The following is a 20,974-nucleotide window of genomic DNA, read 5'->3' as shown; positions in this document are numbered from 1 at the left end:
TAAAATATATTTACCAGACCATGTCAATTGGCTATAAAGGCAGAGTTGACGGCCTCGACGGACCCGGCAATCATAGCGGCAAGAGGCAAGTTTCTAGTGGTAATGTGATATAACCAAATAGGCGCGGACACCTATATCCACGCAAACGGAATTTGACCAAAGCTTACGGCAAAAGGCTCTGATCGTCTGACGAAGAAGCAGTCGAACAGAAAACAAAAGCCTGCCCACCGACTTCGAAGAAGCTGCACATAAAGCTTCGCGATAAATGCCATAGAGGAGGGATGATTGGCGTCCAAAAAGCCGCGCTCTTTGAGCCTCGTTAGCGATGTGCCTTGCTTCGCCCGGCGCGAGACATTGCAGCTCGCCATGGGGGCTGTCGCAGCCTCGGTCGTAAGGCCCGCGGCTGCCGCAGAGGCCCCCTTTCCCAATCTGGGAGATCACCTCGTTCGCGTAACGGACGAAGGCACCTACACGCCCCTGCGGGTCTCCGATATAGAAAAATCCGCCAAGCCCGTCATTGCCTATCCCTATGATGCGGCGACCAACACCGTTCATTCAGAGTCGCGCTTGAACAAGGTGTTATTGGTCTATTTCGATCCCGCGCAAATGGATGCGGAGACCCAGAAACGCGCCGCTGGCGGTGTTCTCGCCTTCTCCGCGATTTGCACGCATCAGGGCTGCGAAGTGAGCGAATGGGCGCCAGCGCCAGATAGTCGCGACCTTCTCTGCTTTTGCCATTTCTCCAAATATGCGCCGTTGAAAGCCGCCCGCGTCATCTCGGGTCCCGCACCGCGCAGTCTGCCGACGCTGCCGCTTGCATTGAAGGAAGACGAGCTTGTCGTCGCCGGCCATTTCAGCGCTTCTCCCGGAGCCGCGAGAGCCTGAACATCAGCATAATCATCAATGAGAAAATCAAGAGCAAAATAGCTCTGGTGGGAGGAAAGCATGAAACTCAAGCAGCTACTTATGACGGGAGCAATGCTCCTCCCGATGCCAATGACGGCGTGGGCGCAACTTGCCGCTTACACGCCCGTCACGGACGCACGGCTTGCGTCGCCAGAACCGCAAAATTGGCTGATGTATCGCGGCAATTATGAAGGCTGGGGCTATAGTCCGTTAAAGCAGATCACCGACAAGAATGTGTCGAAGCTCGAGGTAGCATGGGCCTATTCCACGGGAGAATTGGAAGGTCACGAAGCGCCGCCGATCGTGAACAACGGCTACATGTATGTTGCCACGCCGAACAATCAGGTCATCGCACTTGAAGCCACGACCGGCCGCGAACTATGGCACTATAAAAAACAGATTCCGCCGGAATTGAGCCAGTTGCATCCGACAAGCCGCGGCGTGTCTCTCTATGGCAATAAGCTCTATCTGCTGACCACCGACGCCAATTTGGTCGCTCTCGATGCGGTGACCGGCGAAGAGCTATGGGTCAAGCCGATCGCCGATTGGCACGATGGATATTACTCGACGCTGGCGCCTCTGATCGTGAAGGGCAAGGTCATGGTCGGCGCTTCCGGCGGCGAATATGGCGTTCGCGGCTTTATCGCCGCCTATGATCCAGATAGCGGCGAAAAGCTTTGGCAAACCTACACGGTCCCGGCGCCGGGCGAACCCGGCGGCGATACCTGGCCGCCGGAAAAATATGAACATGGCGGCGGTTCGATCTGGATCACAGGCTCCTACGACAAGGACACAGGACTTGCCTATTGGGGCACAGGAAACGCCGCCCCATGGCTGGCGGAAACCCGCCCCGGCGACAATCTCTATACAAGCTCGGTGATCGCGCTCGATGCGGAGACTGGGGCGATCAAAGGCTTTCACCAATATCATCCGAACGACGGCTGGGATTGGGACGAGGTCTCAGCGCCATTGCTGGTCAACGTCAAACGCAATGGCCATGATGTGAAGGCACTCGTCCATGCCGGCCGCGACGGCTATCTTTGGGTTCTCGGACGCTCGAAAGACGAAATCAGCTTCCTCGACGCTTGGCCTTACGTGAAACAGGATGTGTTCAAAAGCATCGATCCGAAGACCGGCCGGCCGACTTACGATCCGACGAAAATACCCGGCATCGGAAAGACGGTACATTTCTGTCCGTCGCTGTGGGGCGGCAAGGATTGGGTGCCCGAAGCCTATAGCCCGGACACCGGCCTCTATTATGTTCCGGCAAACAATAATCTCTGTTCGGAGCTCACCGGCGAGACCGCCAAATATACCAGGGGCGAGCTTTATATCGGCGTTTCGCTGCCCAATATTCTGACCAATGTTCGCATGACCGAAGAGTCGAAGACCCACATTGGAGAGGTTCAAGCCTGGGATCTGAACGCGAAAAAGCAGGCGTGGGTTCACACCTATCCCGAGATGAATTGGGGTCCCTTGATGACCACGGCTGGCAATCTCGTCTTTGGCGGCGGCACGAACGACCGCAAGTTCCACGCCTTCGATGCCACCAACGGCAAAATGCTTTGGGAGTTTCCGACGAATTCGGGTGTCGTCGGCGTTCCATCCTCCTTTGAGGTCGATGGCGTTCAATATATCGCAGTGCAAGCTGGATGGGGCGTCGATTCCCAACGCATGCAAGGCGCCTTCGACGCCGTGCTGAATCATAAGACAGTTGTGCCTGAGGGCGGTGTGGTCTGGGTGTTCAAACTTCCAAAAAGCTGATCTGCTCGATCACCTTCTTGCTTCTCGTGCGCCGCCCTTTCCTGACCGGTCAAGGCGGCGCACATTCTTTTTGAGGTCTTGGACCTGAGACTATGCTTAAGCCGGCACCCTCGCCGTCGCCTGGTCGAGCAGCGCCGTCGCTGCCGAGCCGGCCATATCGGCGAGCGCCAAATCACGCGTCACCATGACGGCAACGATCGCGCCGTCCATCAATAATCCGAGTTGATGCGCCACGGTCTCCGGATTGGCGGCCCCGGCGGCAGCCGCGAGGCTGGTGAATTTCTGCAGCACCTCTTTTTTGTGATGTATCGTCAGCGACCGGAGCCGATCGTCTTTCTTGTCATGCTCGCCGACGGCATTGATGAAGGGACAGCCGTAAAACTCATCCTCCGCGAACCATTTGCGCAGCATCGGAAAGATTCGATCGAGCTTGCGCCGCGGCGACTCGTTGCCAGCATCGAGGCCGGACAAAAACCAATCGCGCCATTTGCGCCCCTCCTCTTCGAGCACCGCTTCCACAAGCCGTTCTTTAGAACCAAAGAGCTTGTAGAGAGTCATCTTGGCGGTGCCCGCTTCGCGCAGCACGGCGTCGATGCCGGTCGCGTTGATGCCTTGCCGGCAAAAAAGACGCGTGGCCGCTTCGATCAGACGCGCCCTTGGCGGCTTATCGATCTCTTCGGCCGGTTTCACATTGGCCTTCATGCCTTTGCCCTTTTGAAAATGCTCAAACTCAACGTCGAAGGCGCCCGTGCCACGCAAGAAGCTCGCCGACGCTTGCGTGAACCTCCCGGTGCTTCATTGCCAGCACCGTCTCCCGCATCCGTCCGTCAAAGCGCTGGCAGAATGCCGCTCCCTTGAGCATTATTTCCTTGCCCTCACCGCGAAGCTTCTGACAGCCGAAAAGCTAGTCGTCTGAAATACAGCGTGTTTTACACTCGACGGATCCTGGCATAGCATCTGCTATAGACAGAACGTTCTGTATAGTGCATCAAATAGCGGAGCGGCGCAACTGGGCCGCTGTTTAGCTGGAGAGGGTCTATGTCGCAAAACCAGGAATCGATCGTTTTGACAGGCTGCCTTGCGCCCGAATCGGCCGATACGCCGGCAGGCACGCTTGCGCCTATCAATAAGGAAGGCCTCGACGCTCTGATTGCCACCGGCAAAGCCAATCCGAAAGCCATCAAGACGCTGAAGTGCAAAACCGTGGCCGAGGGCCGCTTCCGTCACGCCAATTATATTCGTAATCTGCCTGCCTATATTGTCGATGAACCGCCGGGCCTTCTCGGCGACGACACGGCGCCCAATCCCTCGGAAGCCTCGCTCGCCGCGCTCGGCTCCTGCATCGCGGTCGGACTGCATGCCAATGCGGTTCATCGCGGCTGGACGATCTCGAAGCTCGAGCTCAATCTCGAAGGCGATCTCAACATTACCGCGGTTTGGGGAACAGGCGACGTGAGCGAAAAGCCGGTTGGCTTCACCGATGTGCGCATCGCGGTGGATATGGAATGTCCTGGTGTGCCGAAAGCGGAGATCGAAAAGCTTGTCGCGCATGTCACCAAATGGTCGCCTGTTGCGAACACCTTCATCCGGCCGGTCAATCTCGCCGTGACTGCCGCCTGACATCGGCTTTCGCTCTTGCCTGATCGCCTTTCCGCAGCTTCATCATGGACAGATTCGCAATGGACGCGTCGAGCTTCTCAGTACAAGAGTCTACGCTGACAAAGGTCCGAACCGTCGCGGCCGAACTCTCTGGCGTCGCCGCGGCGATCGACAAGGGCGAGCTCTATCCAGAAGCGCTCATGCGCCGCTTCGGCGAGGCCGGCGCCTGGGCTTCACATCTGCCGCTAAGCGGCGAGGCAAACCTCTCGGTTGCGATCGAATCCATCGCAGCCATGGCGGAGCGATGCGGCGCGACAGGCTTTCTCGGCTGGTGCCAAAATGCTCTCGTCTGGTATCTCGCCAATACCGACAATGAAGCCTTGCGGGACATGTATCTCTCCGCGCTGGCATCAGGCAAACAACTTGGCGGCACGGGGCTTTCAAATCCCGTCAAGAGCTTTTCAGGCATTGAAGAGCTGAAACTCAAAAGCCGCAAGGTCGCCGGCGGCTATATCGTGCGCGGCGCCCTGCCTTGGGTTTCCAATCTCGGCGAGGATCATATCCTCGCTGCGATCTGCGAAGATCAAGACGTGCCGGGCGCAGCGATGATGTTCGTCGCCGACTGCGCCGCCCCCGATGTGCAACTCACGCCTTGCGCGCCTTTTCTCGCGATGGACGGGACCGCCACCTATTCGGTTCGATTCCGCGATTCCTTCATTCCGGATTCGATGGTGCTTGCGCAATCGGCAGCCCCCTTCGTCCGGAAGATCCGGGCCGGATTCATTTTGCTGCAGGTCGGCATGGCGATCGGACTGATCCGAGATTGCATCAAACTGATGCTGCAGGTCCGCGACGGGCTCGGTCACGTGAATAAATATCTCGAAGAGCAGCCCGAAGACATCGAGGAAGTGCTGACCGCGCTCGAAAAGGAAACGGCGGCTCTCGCCGCAACGCCTTACGATACGAGCGACGATTATTGGCGCCACGTGCTCACCTTGCGCCTGCGTGCCGGCGAAGCGAGCGTCGCGGCGGCTCACGCAGCGATGCTCCACTCCGGCGCGCGCGGCTATGTCATGACGCATCGCGCCCAGCGGCGGCTACGGGAAGCCTATTTCGTCGCCATCGTCACGCCCGCCACCAAACAATTACGCAAAATGCTGGCGGAAATGCCAAGCTGAACATTCATTCGCTTGTCGCCGCCGCGAGCCGGCCGATCGTGGAGTCCTATTGATGTCGATTTTCTCCGATCCTTTCGATTCCCGCTTTCGACTGCGAAAGACATGTTCTTGCGGCGCCCATTCAAACGAAGCCGAGCATCAGGCCGCCTTTAAGGCCGAAGCCGTGGACGCCGTCGCGGGCAGCGAAGAAAAGGCCTTGCGCCGGATCGTGGAAGCCGCGGTGATGCGGGCCATGTTCCCGCACGATCGGATGCGCCGGGCTTTTTTGAAAAGCGTGGGGAGCACCGCCGCGTCGGCCGCCATAGCCGCAGCCTTTCCCTTGGGCACCGCCACGGAAGTCTTTGCCGAGCCCGGCAAGCTTGAAAAGACCTCGCTCAAGATCGGCTTTCTGCCGATCACCTGCGCGACGCCGATCATCATGGGGTCGCCGCTCGGGTTTTATGCGAAGCAGGGCCTTGATGTGGAGTTGATCAAGACGGCCGGGTGGGCTGTGGTTCGCGACAAATCGCTCGATAAGGAATATGACGCCGCGCATATGCTCGCACCCATGCCGATAGCGATTTCTCTCGGCCTCGGTTCGACGGCGAGCCCCTTCCTCGTTCCGGCGATCGAAAATCTCAACGGCCAGGCCATCTGCCTCGCCATGAAACATAAAGACCGGCGCGATCCGAAGGATTGGAAGGGATTCAAATTCGCCATCCCCTTCAACTATTCGAACCATAATTATCTGCTGCGCTATTATCTCGCCGAACATGGGATCGACCCCGACACCGATGTCCAACTGCGTGTTCTCCCGCCGCCGGATATGGTCGCCAATATGCGGGCCGATAATATCGACGGCTTCCTCGCGCCCGACAATCTCGTGCAGCGCGCCGTCTATGACGGCATCGGCTTCATTCATCTTCTCTCAAAGGAAATATGGGACGGACATCCCTGCTGCGCCTTCGCGGTGAGCCGCGAATTCGTGACAGAGATGCCAAACAGTTATGCAGCCTTGCTCCGCGCGATTGTCGGCGCCGCCGCTTATGCCTCGAAACCGGAGAACCGCAAGGAGATCGCGGCGGCGATCGCGCCGGCCAATTACATCAACATGCCGGTTACCGTGCTCGAACAATGTCTGACCGGAACCTACGCCGATGGGCTCGGCAATGTGAAGGTCGATCCCAATCGGGTCACCTTCGATCCTTTCCCTTGGGAAAGTTTCGCAGTCTGGATTCTCACGCAAATGAAGCGCTGGGGCCAGATCAAGGAAGACATCGACTATCAGAGGGTCGCGCGCGAGGTGTTTCTCGCCACGGATGCCTCCAAGGCCATGAAAGACGCCGGGTTGACCCCGCCGGTCGCGACGTCGAAGAGCTTTTCCGTCATGGGCAAGCCCTTTGATCCGGCCAAAGCCGCCGAATATGCGGCGAGTTTCGCTATCAAAAGGAGCTGACATGCGCCTTTCGCTCAATATGCGAGCCGCGGTGCTCTCGACCTTTTTGCTGTTCGTCTTGCTGTGCGGCTGGCAGCTCGCGACGTCGGGCACAGGGCCCACGCAGAAGCTCGATCCGGAATATGCGAAGCTGATGGGCGTTTCGGCGACACAAGGCAAATCGGCCATTCCGAGCCCGCTTGAGGTCGGCGCCAAACTCGTCGCCGATCTGCGCGACCCTTTCTACGATCGCGGTCCAAACGACAAGGGCATCGGTATTCAGATCTCTTATTCGATCTGGCGTGTGGGGCTCGGCTATCTCGCGGCGGTGCTTGTCGCTATTCCGATCGGCTTCCTGATCGGCATGTCGCCACTCGCGAGCCGCGCGCTCCAGCCCTATATCCAGATCCTGAAACCCATCTCGCCGCTCGCCTGGATGCCGCTCGCGCTCTATGTCATCAAGGATTCCGGAGCTTCGTCGATTTTCGTCATCTTCATTTGTTCGCTCTGGCCGATGCTCATCAATACCGCCTTCGGCGTTGCCAGCGTGCGCAAGGAATGGCTCAATGTCGCACGGACGCTCGAAGTCGGTCCCTTGCGGCGTGCCTTCACGATTATTCTGCCGGCCGCCGCGCCGACGATCGTGACGGGCATGCGGATTTCGATCGGCATCGCATGGCTCGTGATCGTCGCGGCGGAGATGCTCGTGGGGGGCACTGGCATCGGCTATTTCGTCTGGAACGAATGGAACAATCTCTCGATCACCAGTGTCATCGTCGCAATCCTCATCATCGGCATTGTCGGAATGCTGCTCGATCTTCTGCTCGCGCGCGCCGCTCGCGCAGTCACCTATCCGGAGTAAGTCCTTGCAGGACAAATTCATCTCCTTCGAAAGCGTAAGCCGCCGCTTTTCCGGTGCCGACGGGAACAAGACCACGGTCTTCGAAGATCTCTGGTTCTCCATGGCGCGCGGCGAGTTCGTCTGCGTCATCGGCCATTCCGGCTGCGGCAAGACGAGCCTCCTCAACATTCTGGCCGGACTCGACCGGCCGGACGACGGAGTCGTCATCGTCGACGGCAGCGAGATCGACGGCCCGTCGCTCGACCGGGCCGTCATTTTCCAAAGCCATGCCTTGCTTCCCTGGCGCAGCGTACTGGGCAACGTCACCTATGCCGTCGCCTCGCGCTGGCGGCAATGGTCACGCGCCAAAATCCGCGCCCATGCAGAAGAGTTCATCGCGCTCGTCGGCCTTTCGGGCAGCGGCGGGAAGCGCCCGGCCGAACTCTCCGGCGGCATGAAACAAAGGGTCGGCATAGCGCGGGCGCTCGCCATCCAACCGAAGATCATGCTGATGGACGAACCCTTCTCGGCGCTCGATGCGCTTTCGCGCGGCACCCTCCAGGATGAAGTCCGCCGCATCTGCCTCCAGACGGGCCAGACCGTCTTCATGATCACGCATGATGTGGATGAGGCGATCTTTCTCGCCGATAAGATCGTGCTCATGACGAACGGGCCGAAGGCAATGATCGCGGAGGTGGTCCAAAACAATCTGCCGCGCGACCGGCAAAGGCATGAGATCCACAAACACCCGCATTTTTACGCACTGCGCAATCATCTGATCGATTTTCTCGTCGCGCGGTCGCGCAATTTCGAAGAAGCTATACCGGCGGATTACGACCGTCGGCACCCGCCGCTCGTCGATCCCGTCTCGCCGCCGCGGCCGGTCATGATCGACCACGCCGAGCCGCATAGGTTTGCTCAAATTTAGATCTATCACTGGAGGTGAAAATGACCCGCGAGCAACTGACCGAAAAGATCCTCGACATCAAGCGCGCCAAGGGCTGGACCTGGAAACACATCATCAACGAGATCGGCGGCGTATCCGAAGTCCTCGTCGTCGGCGCTCTCCTTGGACAGATGAAACTGGTGAAGCCGCTCGCGGCCAAGGCCGCCGCGCTCTTCGGCCTCGACCAGAGCGAGGAGCGCATGCTGAACGAAGTCCCCTATCGCGGCATGCCTATGCCGCCGACGGATCCGCTGATCTATCGCTTCTATGAGCTCGTAATGGTCAACGGCCCCGCCTGGAAGGCGCTCATCGAAGAAGAGTTCGGCGACGGCATCATGTCGGCGATCGATTTCGATATGCAGATGGAGCGCTTGCCCAATCCGAAGGGCGATCGCGTGAAGTTCACGATGAGCGGTAAATTCCTGCCCTATAAATATTACGGAGCCGAACAAGGGCTTCCGGAATATGGCTTCAAGGAGGAATGAAAAGGCCGGGTGCCCGCTGTCGACCCCAAGCAAGCCCTAACCGGCTTCCAGTAAATGGCTTGCCGGTTGCCGCGCGCGTCCGGCATTCTCGATCAGCAGCCCTCCTGCACCCATGCGTTTGATGTCGGCGCTGGTGACGTTCAACCCGGCGAGCATGCGTTGCAACACCCAGTCGAAGCCGCTCTCCTTGGGAGATCGCGCGCAGCCGGGCGCTCCAATCACGCATGTGCCGTCTTGCAACTGCCCGAGAAGCAGGAGATTGCCAGGATCGACAGGCATGCCAAAGTGAACAATGCGGCCGCCGCTCTGTTCGATCGCGGCCGGGATCACATCGCGCCGGTCGGTGATCGCCGAAGCGCCAAAGATGATGATTATATCGCTTAAAGGCGCAATGGCAGCGATCGCTTGCGCGAGCGCGGGAACATCGTGCATCACACGTTCGCTGCCGACGATCTTGGCCGGCGTCATGGCAATGCGCTCGGCGAGCACGTTCAATGTCTTCTCCACCACGCTCGCCTTCAGGCCAGGCAGCAAGGTCGAGACGACGCCAATGCGCAGCGGCCGATAAGCGGAGACCGCGAGCTTCGCTCCCTGCGCCGCATCGATTGCGCAAGCCAATGCATCCTCCGGCACCGAGAAAGGGATGATCTTGACGGTCGCGACCATATCGCCGGCAACGACAGGCTGCATCGGCGGAAGCGTCGCCAGAGTGATACGCTCGTCCACATCGTTGACGCGGTTGGCGAAGGCTTCATCCAAGCCGAAGACGCCATCCTGCATGGCGTAGATATTCACCCGGCCGGTGGCCGGAGCCTCGAGCGTGAGATTGTCCCCTGCGACCGCCTTAGCCAGCGCCAAGGCCGCGGCATTTTCCTCGATGTCGCCTTGTTCCAGTTCCGCGACGACGATCTTGTCGAAGCCGACTGCCTTCAAAGCACCGATATGGTCCAGCTCTATGATCTCGCCTTTCTTGAGAACGAGGCCTTTGTAGCGCACGCCATGGGCGACGATGCCGCCCAGGCTTTTCTCGACGGGAACGGGACCGAATTTCATAAGGCGAAGTCCTCCATGCCGCGCACGATCCAAAGGCTTTGGCTTTTTTAAATCTGGTGCCCGCCAAGCCATTCGCTAGAGCGGACATACCAAAGGCTGAGGCCTTCAATATTTCGCGACGAGCGGTGCCGGCGCGGACGGCGCCCACAAAGGCACGACGAGGCGGCCCCAGAACCGCGTGTCATAGCCGGTGTAATTCCGTTCGGCGACATCGCGGGTCACGTAAAATTGTGTGATCACCGATCCGAAATTATAGCCGACGAGTCCGCCGAGCGCGAATTGCTGCTGCGGATGGGCGAAGCCAAAAGCGTCCATATCCCGCGCGGCGCCGCCGAGATCGGTCGAGCCATAGCCGACAAGTCCGACTTCCCATTTGTCGATATGTTTCGTCGCGGCGAAGTCGACCTGCGCCGAGTCGGGCTGCGTATGGATGCCTGTGTTGTTGTCGTTGAAGCTGTGACCGTAGAAGAAATTGGCGCTTAAGGCCCAACCGTCGTGATTATAGGCGACCGATGCCGATTCGACGAAGGTCCAGAAATTCCCGCCGATGCCGACATTATTGCCGACATCCGTATCGACCGGACCGAAGAAGCCGACATGATCGGCGACGCTCCAGCCGCCGCCGAGATCCCAGGCGAGGCCAGCGAGACCGGCGTAATTATATATGTCGCGATGCCAGCTCGAACCGGCGGGTGAGTTGGGATTGATGCCAACGCCGATTTCCGGGATCGTCGCGATAAGTTCGAGCCTGCCGCCGAGCAATGTCGCGGGCGTCGACCAGATCATGACCGGCAGATTGATGACCGCATCGATCTTCGGCGAGCCGAAGGCTGAGTTCGACCGCTCGAAATAGGTGCCCGTATCGACGAAATAGAGGCCCTGCGGCAAAGGCGCGCCGAGCTGCAGTCCGGCCGTCCAGCCGGGCGGATTGACCGGCGTCGCGGAAGCACTTTCCATCATGATGGCAAGCGCTACCCCGATCGTCAAACTCGCGTATTTGATGGCAGTGAAATGGTTACTTACTTTCGACATTGGAGCCCCCTCCCTGGTTCAATGCCCGGCCTCGATGTCAAAGTGCTTCGCGTGCGGTTCTTTCTTTTAGACTTTGAGCCAGGCAGCAGCCGTCTCGGACTTCTCCTCGTGAAATCCGTGTTTCAGTTCCGTGCATATCGATGCGTTATTCGCAGCCGGCCCTGGCAAGTGTCATCCCTGCCCGGCCTTATGCCGTCCTCCGCAACTTTATTGTGTCAGGGCCGATCATCCGCCGCTTCGCGCCGCAGTAACAATGTGTTTTGATTTATGAACGGCGGATGCGCACCAAGTGGGAGTATCGCCGCACGAACTGCGTGCTTGGTCGATTGTGCTTCATGAATGGCGGCATGTGTCTCGCGCGATTCAGCTTCGCTGCAAGCCGCTTTCACGCGATGCCGCGTTGCATCAAGCCTGGGTTGGGGATGCGGTTTGCGAGGATCGCAACTTGCGGAAAACCTGCGTCAGCTTCCCATAGGACCGACGTATATCACCTGCGCAGACACGTTAGGAAAAATATTTACCAATCGGTATGACGCCGGATTGGTTTAAAAGAAAACGCGCCGATTTAGACGCCATACTGTTGCATCGTCCGATCGGCAGCTTGACGTTTGCTGGTGGAAGCTGCGCATTTTGGTCTTGGTCATGCACAATGACATGGCCGACGCATAAAGAAGACGCCGCATCGATTCGGCGTACAACCATGTACCAATGAGTCAGAAGAGCAAAAGCTCTCGCAAAATTTGGGAGGAAGCCATTGGGGTAACGCACGAACCATGGCTCGTGGCCCTATCGGTCGTGATGGCCGTCCAAGGCGGCTATGTCGGTCTGCAGCTCGCGGACGGCTTGAGGTCTGCGACCGGCGCAAGCCGCAGAGTGCTGCTGGCCGGCTCCGCCATCACGCTCGCGGTCGGCATCTGGTCGATGCATTTCGTCGGCATGCTGGCCGCGTCATTGCCGCATGACGTCGATTTTCTGGTCCTGCCGACGCTGATCTCCTTTCTCACCTGCGTGATCGTCGTCGGCATCGGCGTCGCCGCCGTCAGCCTGCCTGGGTCGCCATGGATGCGCATTACGATCGGGGCCTTCGGCATGGGTGCCGGCATTTGCCTCATGCATTACATCGGCATGAATGCCGTCCACGCGAACGCCTTTTTGGATTATAATTTCATATCCATATTCTTTGCCTTCCTGATCGCCGTTGTCACAAGCGGCGTCGCGCTCTGGATGCTCAATCGCACGACGCGGCCGCTGCCGATCTGGCTCGCGGCCGTCGTTCTCGGCATCGCCGTGTCCGGGATGCACTATACCGCCATGGCCGGGACAACATTCACTCTCTGCGACACGCCGCCGACGGGCGGCTCGCCGGCTTTGTCGCGCGACAATCTCGCGATCATCGTCGCCATCATCGCCTTCTCGGTCTCGGGAGGTTTTCTTCTCTCCGTCGTGCCCGACCGCGGCGCCGGAGCGAACAGCCGGGAAGATAAAGCGCGTCCCGCGTCCCAACCTATGTTCGCCGACGGGTCCAAAGCCGATGAAAGCGAATTCACGGATCACGGCATGCCGCACGTCGACGGCGCGCGTTATACCCCCGCTGCGGCTGGCGAAAACTCGGACAGTAAACGCTTCGCGAACGCGATTCCCGTTGAAAAAGAAGGCCGAGCCCGAAACCTGCGTGTCGACGACATACGCTCCGTGCGGGCCAATGCGCATTACACTTATATTTCCGACGGACAGCAGGAATTCTTCTGCAAATTGCCGATCAGCGCCGTCGAAGCCAATCTCGACCCGCAAAGCTTCATAAGAGTCCACCGCAGTTATATTGTCTCGATCGAACATGTCGAAAGCATCCGCCGTCACGGCGAAAACGGCATTGTCGAGCTCTCCGGCGCTTTGGTGCAATGCGACATACCCGTGGCGCGGGCGCGTCTCTCCGTTTTGCAAAGACGCGTCGCAGACCATATTCGTGCAGCACGAAGCGAGCCGCCGTCCGCCGTTCGTGAATAAGGCCAAGATTATTGACGCAATTCGTGCAGCCAATCCGTCATTGGTGCTGCCTGCCCGTCCCTAAGCCAAAATCCATTGTTGCTGCGCCGCGAAGCGGCCGATGATCCGAAATCATAAAAAGAACGATTTCGGAGGAACGCATGATCCCGGGCTCATTCGCCTATTACCGGCCGAAGACGATCAGCGAGGCCGCGACTCTTCTCGCCGATCTCAGCGACGATGCGCGGCCGCTGGCCGGCGGCCACAGCCTCATCCCGATGATGAAGCTTCGCATGGCAACGCCTCAGCACCTCGTCGATTTGGGCGGCATTCCCGATCTCAAGGGCATCCGTCAGGACGGCGAACGCATGCTGATCGGCGCGATGGCGACGCAAGCCGAGGTCGTCGCCTCGGATCTCCTCGCGGCAACGCTTCCGATCCTGCGCGAGGCCGCGCTTGTCATCGCCGATCCGCAAGTGCGCGCCTGCGGCACGATCGGCGGCAATGCCGCCAATGGCGATCCCGGCAATGACATGCCGGCGATCATGATGGCGCTCGATGCGAATTATGAGATCGCAGGCCGGAATGGCTTGCGCTCGATACCGGCGCGGCAATTCTATCAGGGCGCCTATTTCACCGCGCTAGGACCGGGCGAATTGCTGACGGGCATTTCCATCCCCGTCCCGCCGCAGAAGCATGGCTACGCCTACGAGAAGCTGAAACGCAAGATCGGCGATTATGCGACGGCGGCCGCCGCGGTTCTTCTGGTGATGGACCAGGGCGGGACCGTCACTTCCTGCGCGATCAGCCTCACCAATGTCGGCGAAACGGCGCTTTTGGCCGAGAAAGCCGCCGAGCTCGTGGTGGGCTCAAGCCTCGATACGGCGACCTTGGCGAAAGCCATGGCAGCGGCCGAAGAGATCACCAGCCCAGCAGCCGATGGACGCGGTAGTGCCGCCTATCGCACCAAGATGGCGGGCGTGATGGTCAAGCGCGCGCTGCAACGCGCGGCTGCGCGGGCCTAACACAAAGCCTGCGCGGCGAGGCTGCAACCACAGCCGCGCGAGACCCCGTGTCTGCCGAGGAGACATCATGTCGAAGATCCATGTCCAAATGACCGTGAACGGGGAGCCCGTGGAAGCACTGGTCGAACCGCGCACGCTTCTCATCCATTTCATCCGCGAGCAGCTCATGCTGACCGGTGCCCATATCGGCTGCGATACGACCCACTGCGGCGCCTGTACCGTCGATCTCGACGGCCGGTCGGTCAAATCCTGCACCATGTTCACGGTCCAGGCCGATGGCGCTTCGATCACGACGATCGAGGGCATGGCCGCGCCCGACGGCACATTGCATGCGCTGCAAGAAGGGTTTCGCATGACGCATGGGCTGCAATGCGGCTTTTGCACGCCCGGCATGATCCTGCGGGCGCATCGCCTGCTTCAGGAAAATCCAGATCCGACCGAGGCTGAAATCCGCTTCGGCATCGCAGGCAATATCTGCCGCTGCACCGGCTATCAGAACATCGTGAAAGCGATCCAATACGCGGCCGCGAAAATCAACGGAACACCCTATCAGGAGGCCGCGGAATGAATGAGATGACCCCTCCCCCGCTCACGAAAGAGCAGCGCGAAGCCAAGCTCGAGGGCATGGGCTGCAAGCGCAAACGCGTCGAAGACATCCGGTTTACCCAGGGCAAAGGCAATTATGTCGATGACATCAAATTGCCCGGCATGCTGTTTGGCGATTTCTTCCGCTCCTCCTATGCGCATGCGCGCATCAAAAGCATCGATACGTCTAAGGCCAAGGCCCTGCCCGGCGTGCGTGCTGTGCTGACCGCCGCCGATCTGAAGCCGCTCAATCTTCATTATATGCCGACGCTCGCCGGCGATGTGGCCGCTGTGCTGGCGGACGAGAAGGTCCTGTTTCAAAATGAGGAAGTCGTCTTCGTGGTCGCCGACGATCGCTATATCGCGGCCGATGCGGTCGAGCTGATAGAAGTGGACTACGAAGAGCTGCCGGTGATCATTGATCCGCATGAGGCCATGCTTCCGGATGCCCCACTTCTACGCGAAGACATCAAAGACAAAATGGACGGCGCACATGGGCCGCGCAGACATTATAACCACATCTTCAATTGGCAGATGGGCGACAAGGACGGCACGGACGAAGCCTTCGCCAAAGCGCCGGTGACGATCAAGGAAACCTTCTATTATCACCGCACCCATCCCTCGCCGCTCGAGACCTGCCAGAGCCTGGCCTCTTTCGACAAGATCAAGGGCGAGCTGACACTTTACGGCACCTTCCAGGCGCCGCATGTGGTGCGCACCGTCGCCTCGCTGATCTCGCATATTCCCGAGCATAAGATCCATGTGATCGCGCCCGATATCGGCGGCGGCTTCGGCAATAAGGTCGGCGTCTATCCTGGCTATGTCTGCTCGATCGTCGCCTCGATCGTGCTCGGCAAGCCGGTCAAATGGGTCGAAGACCGGATGGAGAATCTCTCGACCACATCCTTTGCGCGCGATTACCACATCACGTCCGAACTGGCCTCGACGGAAGACGGCCGCATCCTCGCCATGCGCTGCTATGTGCTGGCGGACCACGGCGCATTCGATGCTTGCGCCGACCCATCCAAATGGCCGGCTGGCTTTATGAATATCTGCACGGGCTCCTACGATATGCCCGTCGCGCATCTCGAAGTCGACGGTGTTTATACGAACAAAGCCTCGGGCGGCGTCGCCTACCGCTGCTCGTTCCGGGTGACGGAAGCCGTCTACGCGATCGAGCGCGCGATCGAATGCCTGGCGCAAAAGCTGGGCATGGATTCCGCCGATCTGCGGCTGAAGAACTTCATCAGGCGCGAGCAGTTTCCCTATAAGGCGCCGCTTGGCTGGGAATATGATTCAGGCGATTATCATCTTGCGATGAACAAGGCAATGGAGGCCATCGGCTATCGCCAGCTCCGCGAAGAGCAAGCGCAGAAGCGCGAAGCCTTCAAGCGCGGCGAGACCCGCGAGATCATGGGGATCGGCGTTTCCTTCTTCACCGAGATCGTCGGCGCGGGCCCTTCGAAGAATTGCGATATTCTCGGCATCGGCATGTTCGATTCCTGCGAGATCCGCATCCATCCGACGGGCTCCGTCATCGCCCGCATGGGCACGAAGAGCCAGGGTCAGGGTCACGAGACGACCTATGCGCAGATCCTCGCGACCGAGCTTGGTATCCCGGCCGACGATATTACAATCGAGGAAGGCAATACGGATACGGCGCCCTATGGGCTTGGCACCTATGGCTCGCGCTCCACGCCGACGGCGGGCGCCGCAATCGCCATGGCGGCGCGAAAAATCCGCGCCAAGGCGCAGATGATCGCCGCGCATCTTCTCGAAGTGCATCACAACGATCTCGAATGGGACATCGATGGCTTCCAGGTAAAGGGCCTGCCGGAAAAGCGCATCGGCATGGCGGCGATCGCCTGGGCCTCCTATCACCAGCCCATCCCCAATCTGGAGCCGGGCCTCGAGGCGGTGAATTATTACGATCCACCGAACATGACCTATCCGTTCGGCTCCTACTTCTGCGTGATGGATATCGATGTCGATACGGGCGTCTACAAGATCCGGCGCTTCTATGCACTCGACGATTGCGGCACGCGCATCAATCCGATGATCATCGAGGGCCAGGTGCACGGCGGCCTCACCGAAGCCTTCGCCGTCGCGATGGGTCAGGAGATCCGCTACGACGCGGCCGGCAATGTCATGGGCGCGTCCTTCATGGATTTCTTCCTGCCGACCGCCGTCGAGACCCCGCATTGGGAGACGGATTACACCGAGACGCCCTCGCCGCATCATCCGATCGGCGCGAAGGGCGTCGGCGAAAGCCCGCATGTCGGCGGCGTGCCGTGCTTCTCCAACGCGGTGAACGACGCCTTCTCGTTTCTCGGCACGACCCATATCAACATGCCGCACGACTATTGGCGCATCTGGGAAGTCGGCCAGAAGCTTGGCCTGCACGCTTAGAGCGTGATCAGCGATCACACTCTAAGCTTTTATTTCAACGCATGATCTTATCCGAAAAGTCGAACAACTTTTCGGGATCATGCTTTCAAGAAGCTGCATAGATCATGTCCACCATGTCGCTTGTCCGCACTGAAATCAGCGAGCGCCTCGCCGCGGTCGGCTATGTCGCCGACCGTGACCTCGCGACCGCGCTCTGGCTGATGGATCTGCTGAAGCGTCCGCTTCTGCTCGAAGGCGAAGCCGGCGTCGGCAAGACGGAGGTCGCGAAGGCGCTCGCCGCGCTGCATGGCGCGCCGTTGATCCGGCTGCAATGCTACGAAGGCCTCGATCAGAACGCAGCCCTCTACGAATGGAATTATCAGCGCCAGATCCTCGCGATCAAAGCGCATGAAGGCGAAAAGGCCGACCTCATCGAGGCGCAGATCTTTTCCGAACCCTACCTCCTCGAACGGCCCATATTGGCGGCGATCCGGGCCGAGACCCGCGCGGTCCTCCTCGTCGACGAAGTTGATCGCGCCGACGAGGAGTTCGAGGCTTTTCTTCTCGAAGTCCTCTCGGACTTCCAGGTCACGATTCCAGAACTTGGAACGATCGCTGCGCGATCGATTCCGCGCGTGGTTCTGACCTCCAACGGCACGCGCGAGATTTCCGACGCTTTGCGGCGGCGCTGCCTTTATTATTATGTCGATTTCCCGGATCAGGACCGCGAAGTCGCGATCATCCGGACGCGCTATCCCGGCATCGAAGTGGCGCTTGCCCTGCAGGTCGCACGGCTCATTCAGGCGATCCGCAAGGAAGATCTTCGCAAGGTTCCGGGCGTTGCGGAAACGCTCGACTTCGCCGCCGCCCTGATCGGCATTGGTCAAAGCGATCTCCAGCAAGATCCGGGGAGCGTACATGATCTGTTGATGACGCTGTTGAAGACGCATGAGGATCAGGCGCGTTTGACGAGCGAAGTCGTCGAACGTCTCATCGCGAAAGTGGCGTGAGGCGATGATGGCCCCTCTCGCGCTCGCAGCCCCTTCCTTCGATCTCGGCGAACCCGTGCGTTTGCGCTTCGCTGCTTTCGTGAGGTCGCTGCGCGCCAATGGCTTTACGGTCGGGCTCGCGGAAAGCCAGGATGCGCTGCGGATTTTCTGTGCGATCGAACCCACGAATAGAACGATCCTTTTGGCTGCGCTACGCTCGCTCTTTGCCTCGCGGCAAGCGGATTGGGAAAAATTCGACGCGATCTTCAATGCCTTTTGGTTTGCCTATGGAACCAAGGGTACGACCCGTTTCGAGGACCGGCGGCAGGCGCCGGCCCGATCTCTTCCTCCTGCCGGTCCAGAGGATGGCCCGCCTCAGTCCGGCGCTGGCGAGCGCCTGAAGCGGCCAGACTCGGCCGGTGATCCCGCATCGACTGAGGGCGGCCGTGACCGACAGGGGGGCGCCGCGGCGCAAGAGGCATTGAGTAAGAAGGACTTCCGCCACATCTTGAATCAGGAAGAGCTGAAGCGCGCCTATGCGCTCGCCGACCGGCTCGCCGCGAAAATGCGCACGAGGCTGACACGGCGCGATCGGGCCGCGAAGCACGGCCGCCGCCTCGATTTCCGCCGCGTGATTCATCGCAGCATCGCGCGCGGTGGCACGCCCATCGATCTGGTGTTCCGGCGCCGCAAGACGAAGCCGCTGCGGCTCGTCATGCTGCTCGATACATCGGGTTCGATGAGCGCCTATACGCCAGCCTTCGTGCGCTTCATGCATGGCATGCTCGGCTCGTTCAAATATGCCTCAACCTTTCTGTTTCACACGCGCCTCGTCGATGTGACGGGCGCCATGACAGAGAAAGACCCGCAGCGCGCGATCGACCGCTTCAGCCTCATGACCGAGGGGGTCGGCGGCGGCACGAAGATCGGCGAAAGCCTCGCGACCTTCAATGCGCGATATGCGGCGCGCAGCATCCGGTCGCGCACCGCCGTCATGATCATTTCGGACGGTTTCGAAACCGGCGATCCGGATCGTCTCGCAAAGGAGATGAGCGCTTTGCGGCGGCGCTGCCGCCGCATCGTCTGGCTCAACCCGATGGCCGGCTGGCAAGATTATGCGCCGGAGGCGGCGGGCATGAAGGCCGCTCTGCCCTTCGTCGATCTCTTCGCGCCCGCCCATAATCTCGAGAGCCTCGAAGCGCTCGAACCCTATCTCGCAAGGCTTTGAAAAACAGGATTTGGATGAACAGGATTTGGAAGAGGAGGTGATCATGACAGTCGCGTCCGACACATTAACGATGATGCAAAACATGCAGAGCCAGGAGCTTCCCTTCGCGGTGGCGACCGTCGTGCGCACGGTCTCCGTCACCGCGGCCAAAGCCGGTGCCAAAGCTTTGATCCTTGAAGACGGCACTGTCGTCGCCGGATGGATCGGCGGCGGCTGCGCCAGGGGCGCCACGCTGAAAGCCGCGCGGGACGCCATCGCTGACGGGCAGCCGCGTCTGATTTCCATCCAGCCGAAGGACTTGCTCGCCGATCTCGGCATTTCTGCAGGCGAGACGAAGGAGGGCATTCGCTACGCCAATAACATGTGCCCGAGCCAAGGCACGATGGACATATTCGTCGAACCCATACTGCCGCGCCCCGAACTCGTCGTGATGGGCGCGTCGCCCGTCGCGGTGGCCCTGACCGAGATCGCCGGCGCATTCGGTTTCGATGTGACGGCTGCGGCGCCAATCAAGGATCACGCCGCGCTGAACGATGCCGATCATCGGATCGACGGCTTCGATCTGCCGCCGGCCAAACGTCAGCGTTTCATCGTCGTCTCGACGCAAGGCTCGGGCGATGAGCTCGCACTCTCCGCCGCGCTCGCAGCGGAGGCCAATTACGTAACCTTCGTCGGGTCGCGCAAGAAGGCAGCCGCCTTGACCGCGGCGCTGCGCGAAAAAGGTGCAGACGAGGCGCGGCTCGCCGCGCTCAAGGCGCCAGCCGGGCTCGACATAGGCGCGATCACGCCGGAAGAGATCGCCCTCTCCATTCTGGCCGAACTGGTCCAAGTTCGGCGCAAATCCAAAGCCATGCCCAACCCATCAGTTTAAAAAGGAAGATCCAACATGGACATGAACGGCGAACAACGTATCGAGGCTCGGCGCGAAGCCGTGTGGGCCGCGCTGAACGATCCCGAAGTCTTGAAACAATGCATTCCCGGATGCGAAAGCATTGTCAAAACTTCCGATACGGAAATGGAGGCTGCATCGACCCTCAAGGTCGGCCCCATCAAGGCCTCGTTCAAAGGCAAAGTCACATTGTCCGAGATCGATCCGCCGAATGGCTATCGCATTTCAGGCGAAGGCGCGGGCGGCATGGCGGGCCACGCGAAAGGCGGCGCCAAAGTCACGTTGGAAGCAGACGGCGATGCCACGATTCTTCATTATGAAGTCAAAGCCGAGGTCGGCGGCAAACTGGCGCAACTCGGCTCGCGGTTGATCGATGTTACAGCCAAAAAATTGGCCGGTGAATTTTTCGAGAAATTCGGCAAAGTGGTCGCTCCAGAGCCGGAACCTGTTGCGGCGGAAGAGCCCTCCGCTGAGGGCGAAGCCAAGGAAAAGAAGGGTTGGCTTGGCGGGCTTTTTGGCAAGTCCACTGCAGCCCTGATTCTCGCTCTGGGGCTCGCCATGCCGACTTGCTGCCTCGATGGCTCCCATCATGCGGCGGGAGAGATTCTGTTTCCGATCTGCGCCGCTTTGCGCTGACGGTTCAAAGACGCAAGCTGCGCGGGGATCGCA

19 protein-coding genes are annotated in these 20,974 nt (G+C 59.8%); 16 read left to right on the top strand and 3 right to left on the bottom strand.

Going from position 1 to position 20,974, the window contains the following annotated elements:
* The first annotated feature begins 285 nt into the window (after window positions 1-285).
* Both A3OQ_RS0108365 and A3OQ_RS0108360 read left to right on the top strand, forming a co-directional pair.
* Window positions 286-885: a QcrA and Rieske domain-containing protein gene (locus tag A3OQ_RS0108365; protein WP_020174930.1), complete on the top strand. Its 600-nt coding sequence runs from the start codon at window positions 286-288 to the stop codon at window positions 883-885.
* A 60-nt stretch (window positions 886-945) separates the two neighbouring features.
* Complete coding sequence (locus A3OQ_RS0108360; RefSeq protein WP_026595638.1) at window positions 946-2,670, top strand: methanol/ethanol family PQQ-dependent dehydrogenase; 1,725 nt, start codon at window positions 946-948, stop codon at window positions 2,668-2,670.
* A 96-nt stretch (window positions 2,671-2,766) separates the two neighbouring features.
* Here A3OQ_RS0108360 and A3OQ_RS0108355 read toward each other — a convergent pair whose 3' ends face one another.
* A complete protein-coding gene (locus A3OQ_RS0108355; RefSeq protein ID WP_244427112.1) occupies window positions 2,767-3,429 on the bottom strand; it encodes a TetR/AcrR family transcriptional regulator in 663 nt (220 codons plus the stop codon).
* Window positions 3,430-3,708: 279 nt separating this feature from the next.
* Between A3OQ_RS0108355 and A3OQ_RS0108345 the strand changes: the two genes are divergently transcribed.
* Genes A3OQ_RS0108345 through cynS form a run of 6 tightly spaced genes read left to right on the top strand, consistent with a single transcriptional unit; the run spans window position 3,709 to window position 9,133 of the window.
* The gene (locus A3OQ_RS0108345) at window positions 3,709-4,290 is read left to right on the top strand and encodes an OsmC family protein (RefSeq protein WP_020174926.1); all 582 of its coding nucleotides are present in this window, start codon (window positions 3,709-3,711) and stop codon (window positions 4,288-4,290) included.
* A gap of 59 nt (window positions 4,291-4,349) precedes the next feature.
* Window positions 4,350-5,447: an acyl-CoA dehydrogenase family protein gene (locus A3OQ_RS0108340; RefSeq protein ID WP_020174925.1), complete on the top strand. Its 1,098-nt coding sequence runs from the start codon at window positions 4,350-4,352 to the stop codon at window positions 5,445-5,447.
* A 52-nt stretch (window positions 5,448-5,499) separates the two neighbouring features.
* Window positions 5,500-6,882: a CmpA/NrtA family ABC transporter substrate-binding protein gene (locus A3OQ_RS0108335; protein ID WP_020174924.1), complete on the top strand. Its 1,383-nt coding sequence runs from the start codon at window positions 5,500-5,502 to the stop codon at window positions 6,880-6,882.
* Window position 6,883: 1 nt separating this feature from the next.
* Window positions 6,884-7,723, top strand: coding sequence for a nitrate ABC transporter permease (gene ntrB / locus A3OQ_RS0108330; protein ID WP_020174923.1), 840 nt, complete (start codon window positions 6,884-6,886; stop codon window positions 7,721-7,723).
* 4 nt (window positions 7,724-7,727) lie between these two features.
* A complete protein-coding gene (locus tag A3OQ_RS0108325) occupies window positions 7,728-8,630 on the top strand; it encodes an ABC transporter ATP-binding protein (RefSeq protein WP_020174922.1) in 903 nt (300 codons plus the stop codon).
* A 20-nt stretch (window positions 8,631-8,650) separates the two neighbouring features.
* Window positions 8,651-9,133, top strand: coding sequence for a cyanase (cynS, locus tag A3OQ_RS21745; protein WP_020174921.1), 483 nt, complete (start codon window positions 8,651-8,653; stop codon window positions 9,131-9,133).
* 36 nt (window positions 9,134-9,169) lie between these two features.
* On the opposite strand, the gene A3OQ_RS0108315 is transcribed toward cynS, so the two are convergent.
* The gene (locus tag A3OQ_RS0108315; protein ID WP_020174920.1) at window positions 9,170-10,186 is read right to left on the bottom strand and encodes a molybdopterin-binding protein; all 1,017 of its coding nucleotides are present in this window, start codon (window positions 10,184-10,186) and stop codon (window positions 9,170-9,172) included.
* Between the two features lie 105 nt (window positions 10,187-10,291).
* Window positions 10,292-11,218, bottom strand: coding sequence for a transporter family protein (locus A3OQ_RS0108310; RefSeq protein WP_020174919.1), 927 nt, complete (start codon window positions 11,216-11,218; stop codon window positions 10,292-10,294).
* A gap of 780 nt (window positions 11,219-11,998) precedes the next feature.
* Between A3OQ_RS0108310 and A3OQ_RS0108305 the strand changes: the two genes are divergently transcribed.
* The 8 genes from A3OQ_RS0108305 (at window position 11,999) to A3OQ_RS0108270 (ending at window position 20,941) form a co-directional block, all read left to right on the top strand.
* On the top strand, window positions 11,999-13,222 hold the full coding sequence (locus tag A3OQ_RS0108305) for an MHYT domain-containing protein (RefSeq protein ID WP_161607318.1): 1,224 nt from the start codon (window positions 11,999-12,001) through the stop codon (window positions 13,220-13,222).
* A gap of 140 nt (window positions 13,223-13,362) precedes the next feature.
* Complete coding sequence (locus A3OQ_RS0108300) at window positions 13,363-14,226, top strand: FAD binding domain-containing protein (protein ID WP_020174916.1); 864 nt, start codon at window positions 13,363-13,365, stop codon at window positions 14,224-14,226.
* Between the two features lie 67 nt (window positions 14,227-14,293).
* Window positions 14,294-14,794 (top strand): (2Fe-2S)-binding protein, encoded by a 501-nt coding sequence (locus A3OQ_RS0108295; RefSeq protein WP_020174915.1) that lies wholly within the window; start codon window positions 14,294-14,296, stop codon window positions 14,792-14,794.
* A complete protein-coding gene (locus A3OQ_RS0108290; protein WP_020174914.1) occupies window positions 14,791-17,220 on the top strand; it encodes an aerobic carbon-monoxide dehydrogenase large subunit in 2,430 nt (809 codons plus the stop codon). The genes A3OQ_RS0108295 and A3OQ_RS0108290 overlap by 4 nt, the downstream gene beginning before the upstream one ends.
* Window positions 17,221-17,324: 104 nt before the next feature.
* Entirely contained in the window at window positions 17,325-18,209 is an 885-nt protein-coding gene (locus tag A3OQ_RS0108285; RefSeq protein WP_020174913.1) for an AAA family ATPase, read from the top strand.
* Between the two features lie 4 nt (window positions 18,210-18,213).
* Window positions 18,214-19,416, top strand: a complete 1,203-nt coding sequence (locus tag A3OQ_RS0108280; RefSeq protein WP_020174912.1) for a vWA domain-containing protein — start codon at window positions 18,214-18,216, stop codon at window positions 19,414-19,416.
* A 43-nt stretch (window positions 19,417-19,459) separates the two neighbouring features.
* A complete protein-coding gene (locus tag A3OQ_RS0108275) occupies window positions 19,460-20,287 on the top strand; it encodes an XdhC family protein (RefSeq protein ID WP_026595635.1) in 828 nt (275 codons plus the stop codon).
* Window positions 20,288-20,302: 15 nt separating this feature from the next.
* On the top strand, window positions 20,303-20,941 hold the full coding sequence (locus tag A3OQ_RS0108270; protein WP_020174910.1) for an SRPBCC family protein: 639 nt from the start codon (window positions 20,303-20,305) through the stop codon (window positions 20,939-20,941).
* The last annotated feature ends 33 nt before the right edge of the window (window positions 20,942-20,974 follow it).

It is taken from the genome of Methyloferula stellata AR4 (genome assembly GCF_000385335.1).
In the GTDB taxonomy this organism is placed as follows: Bacteria; Pseudomonadota; Alphaproteobacteria; order Rhizobiales; family Beijerinckiaceae; genus Methyloferula; species Methyloferula stellata.
Note: the sequence above shows the minus strand (reverse complement) of the source record. Positions and strands in the feature narration are given on the sequence as shown.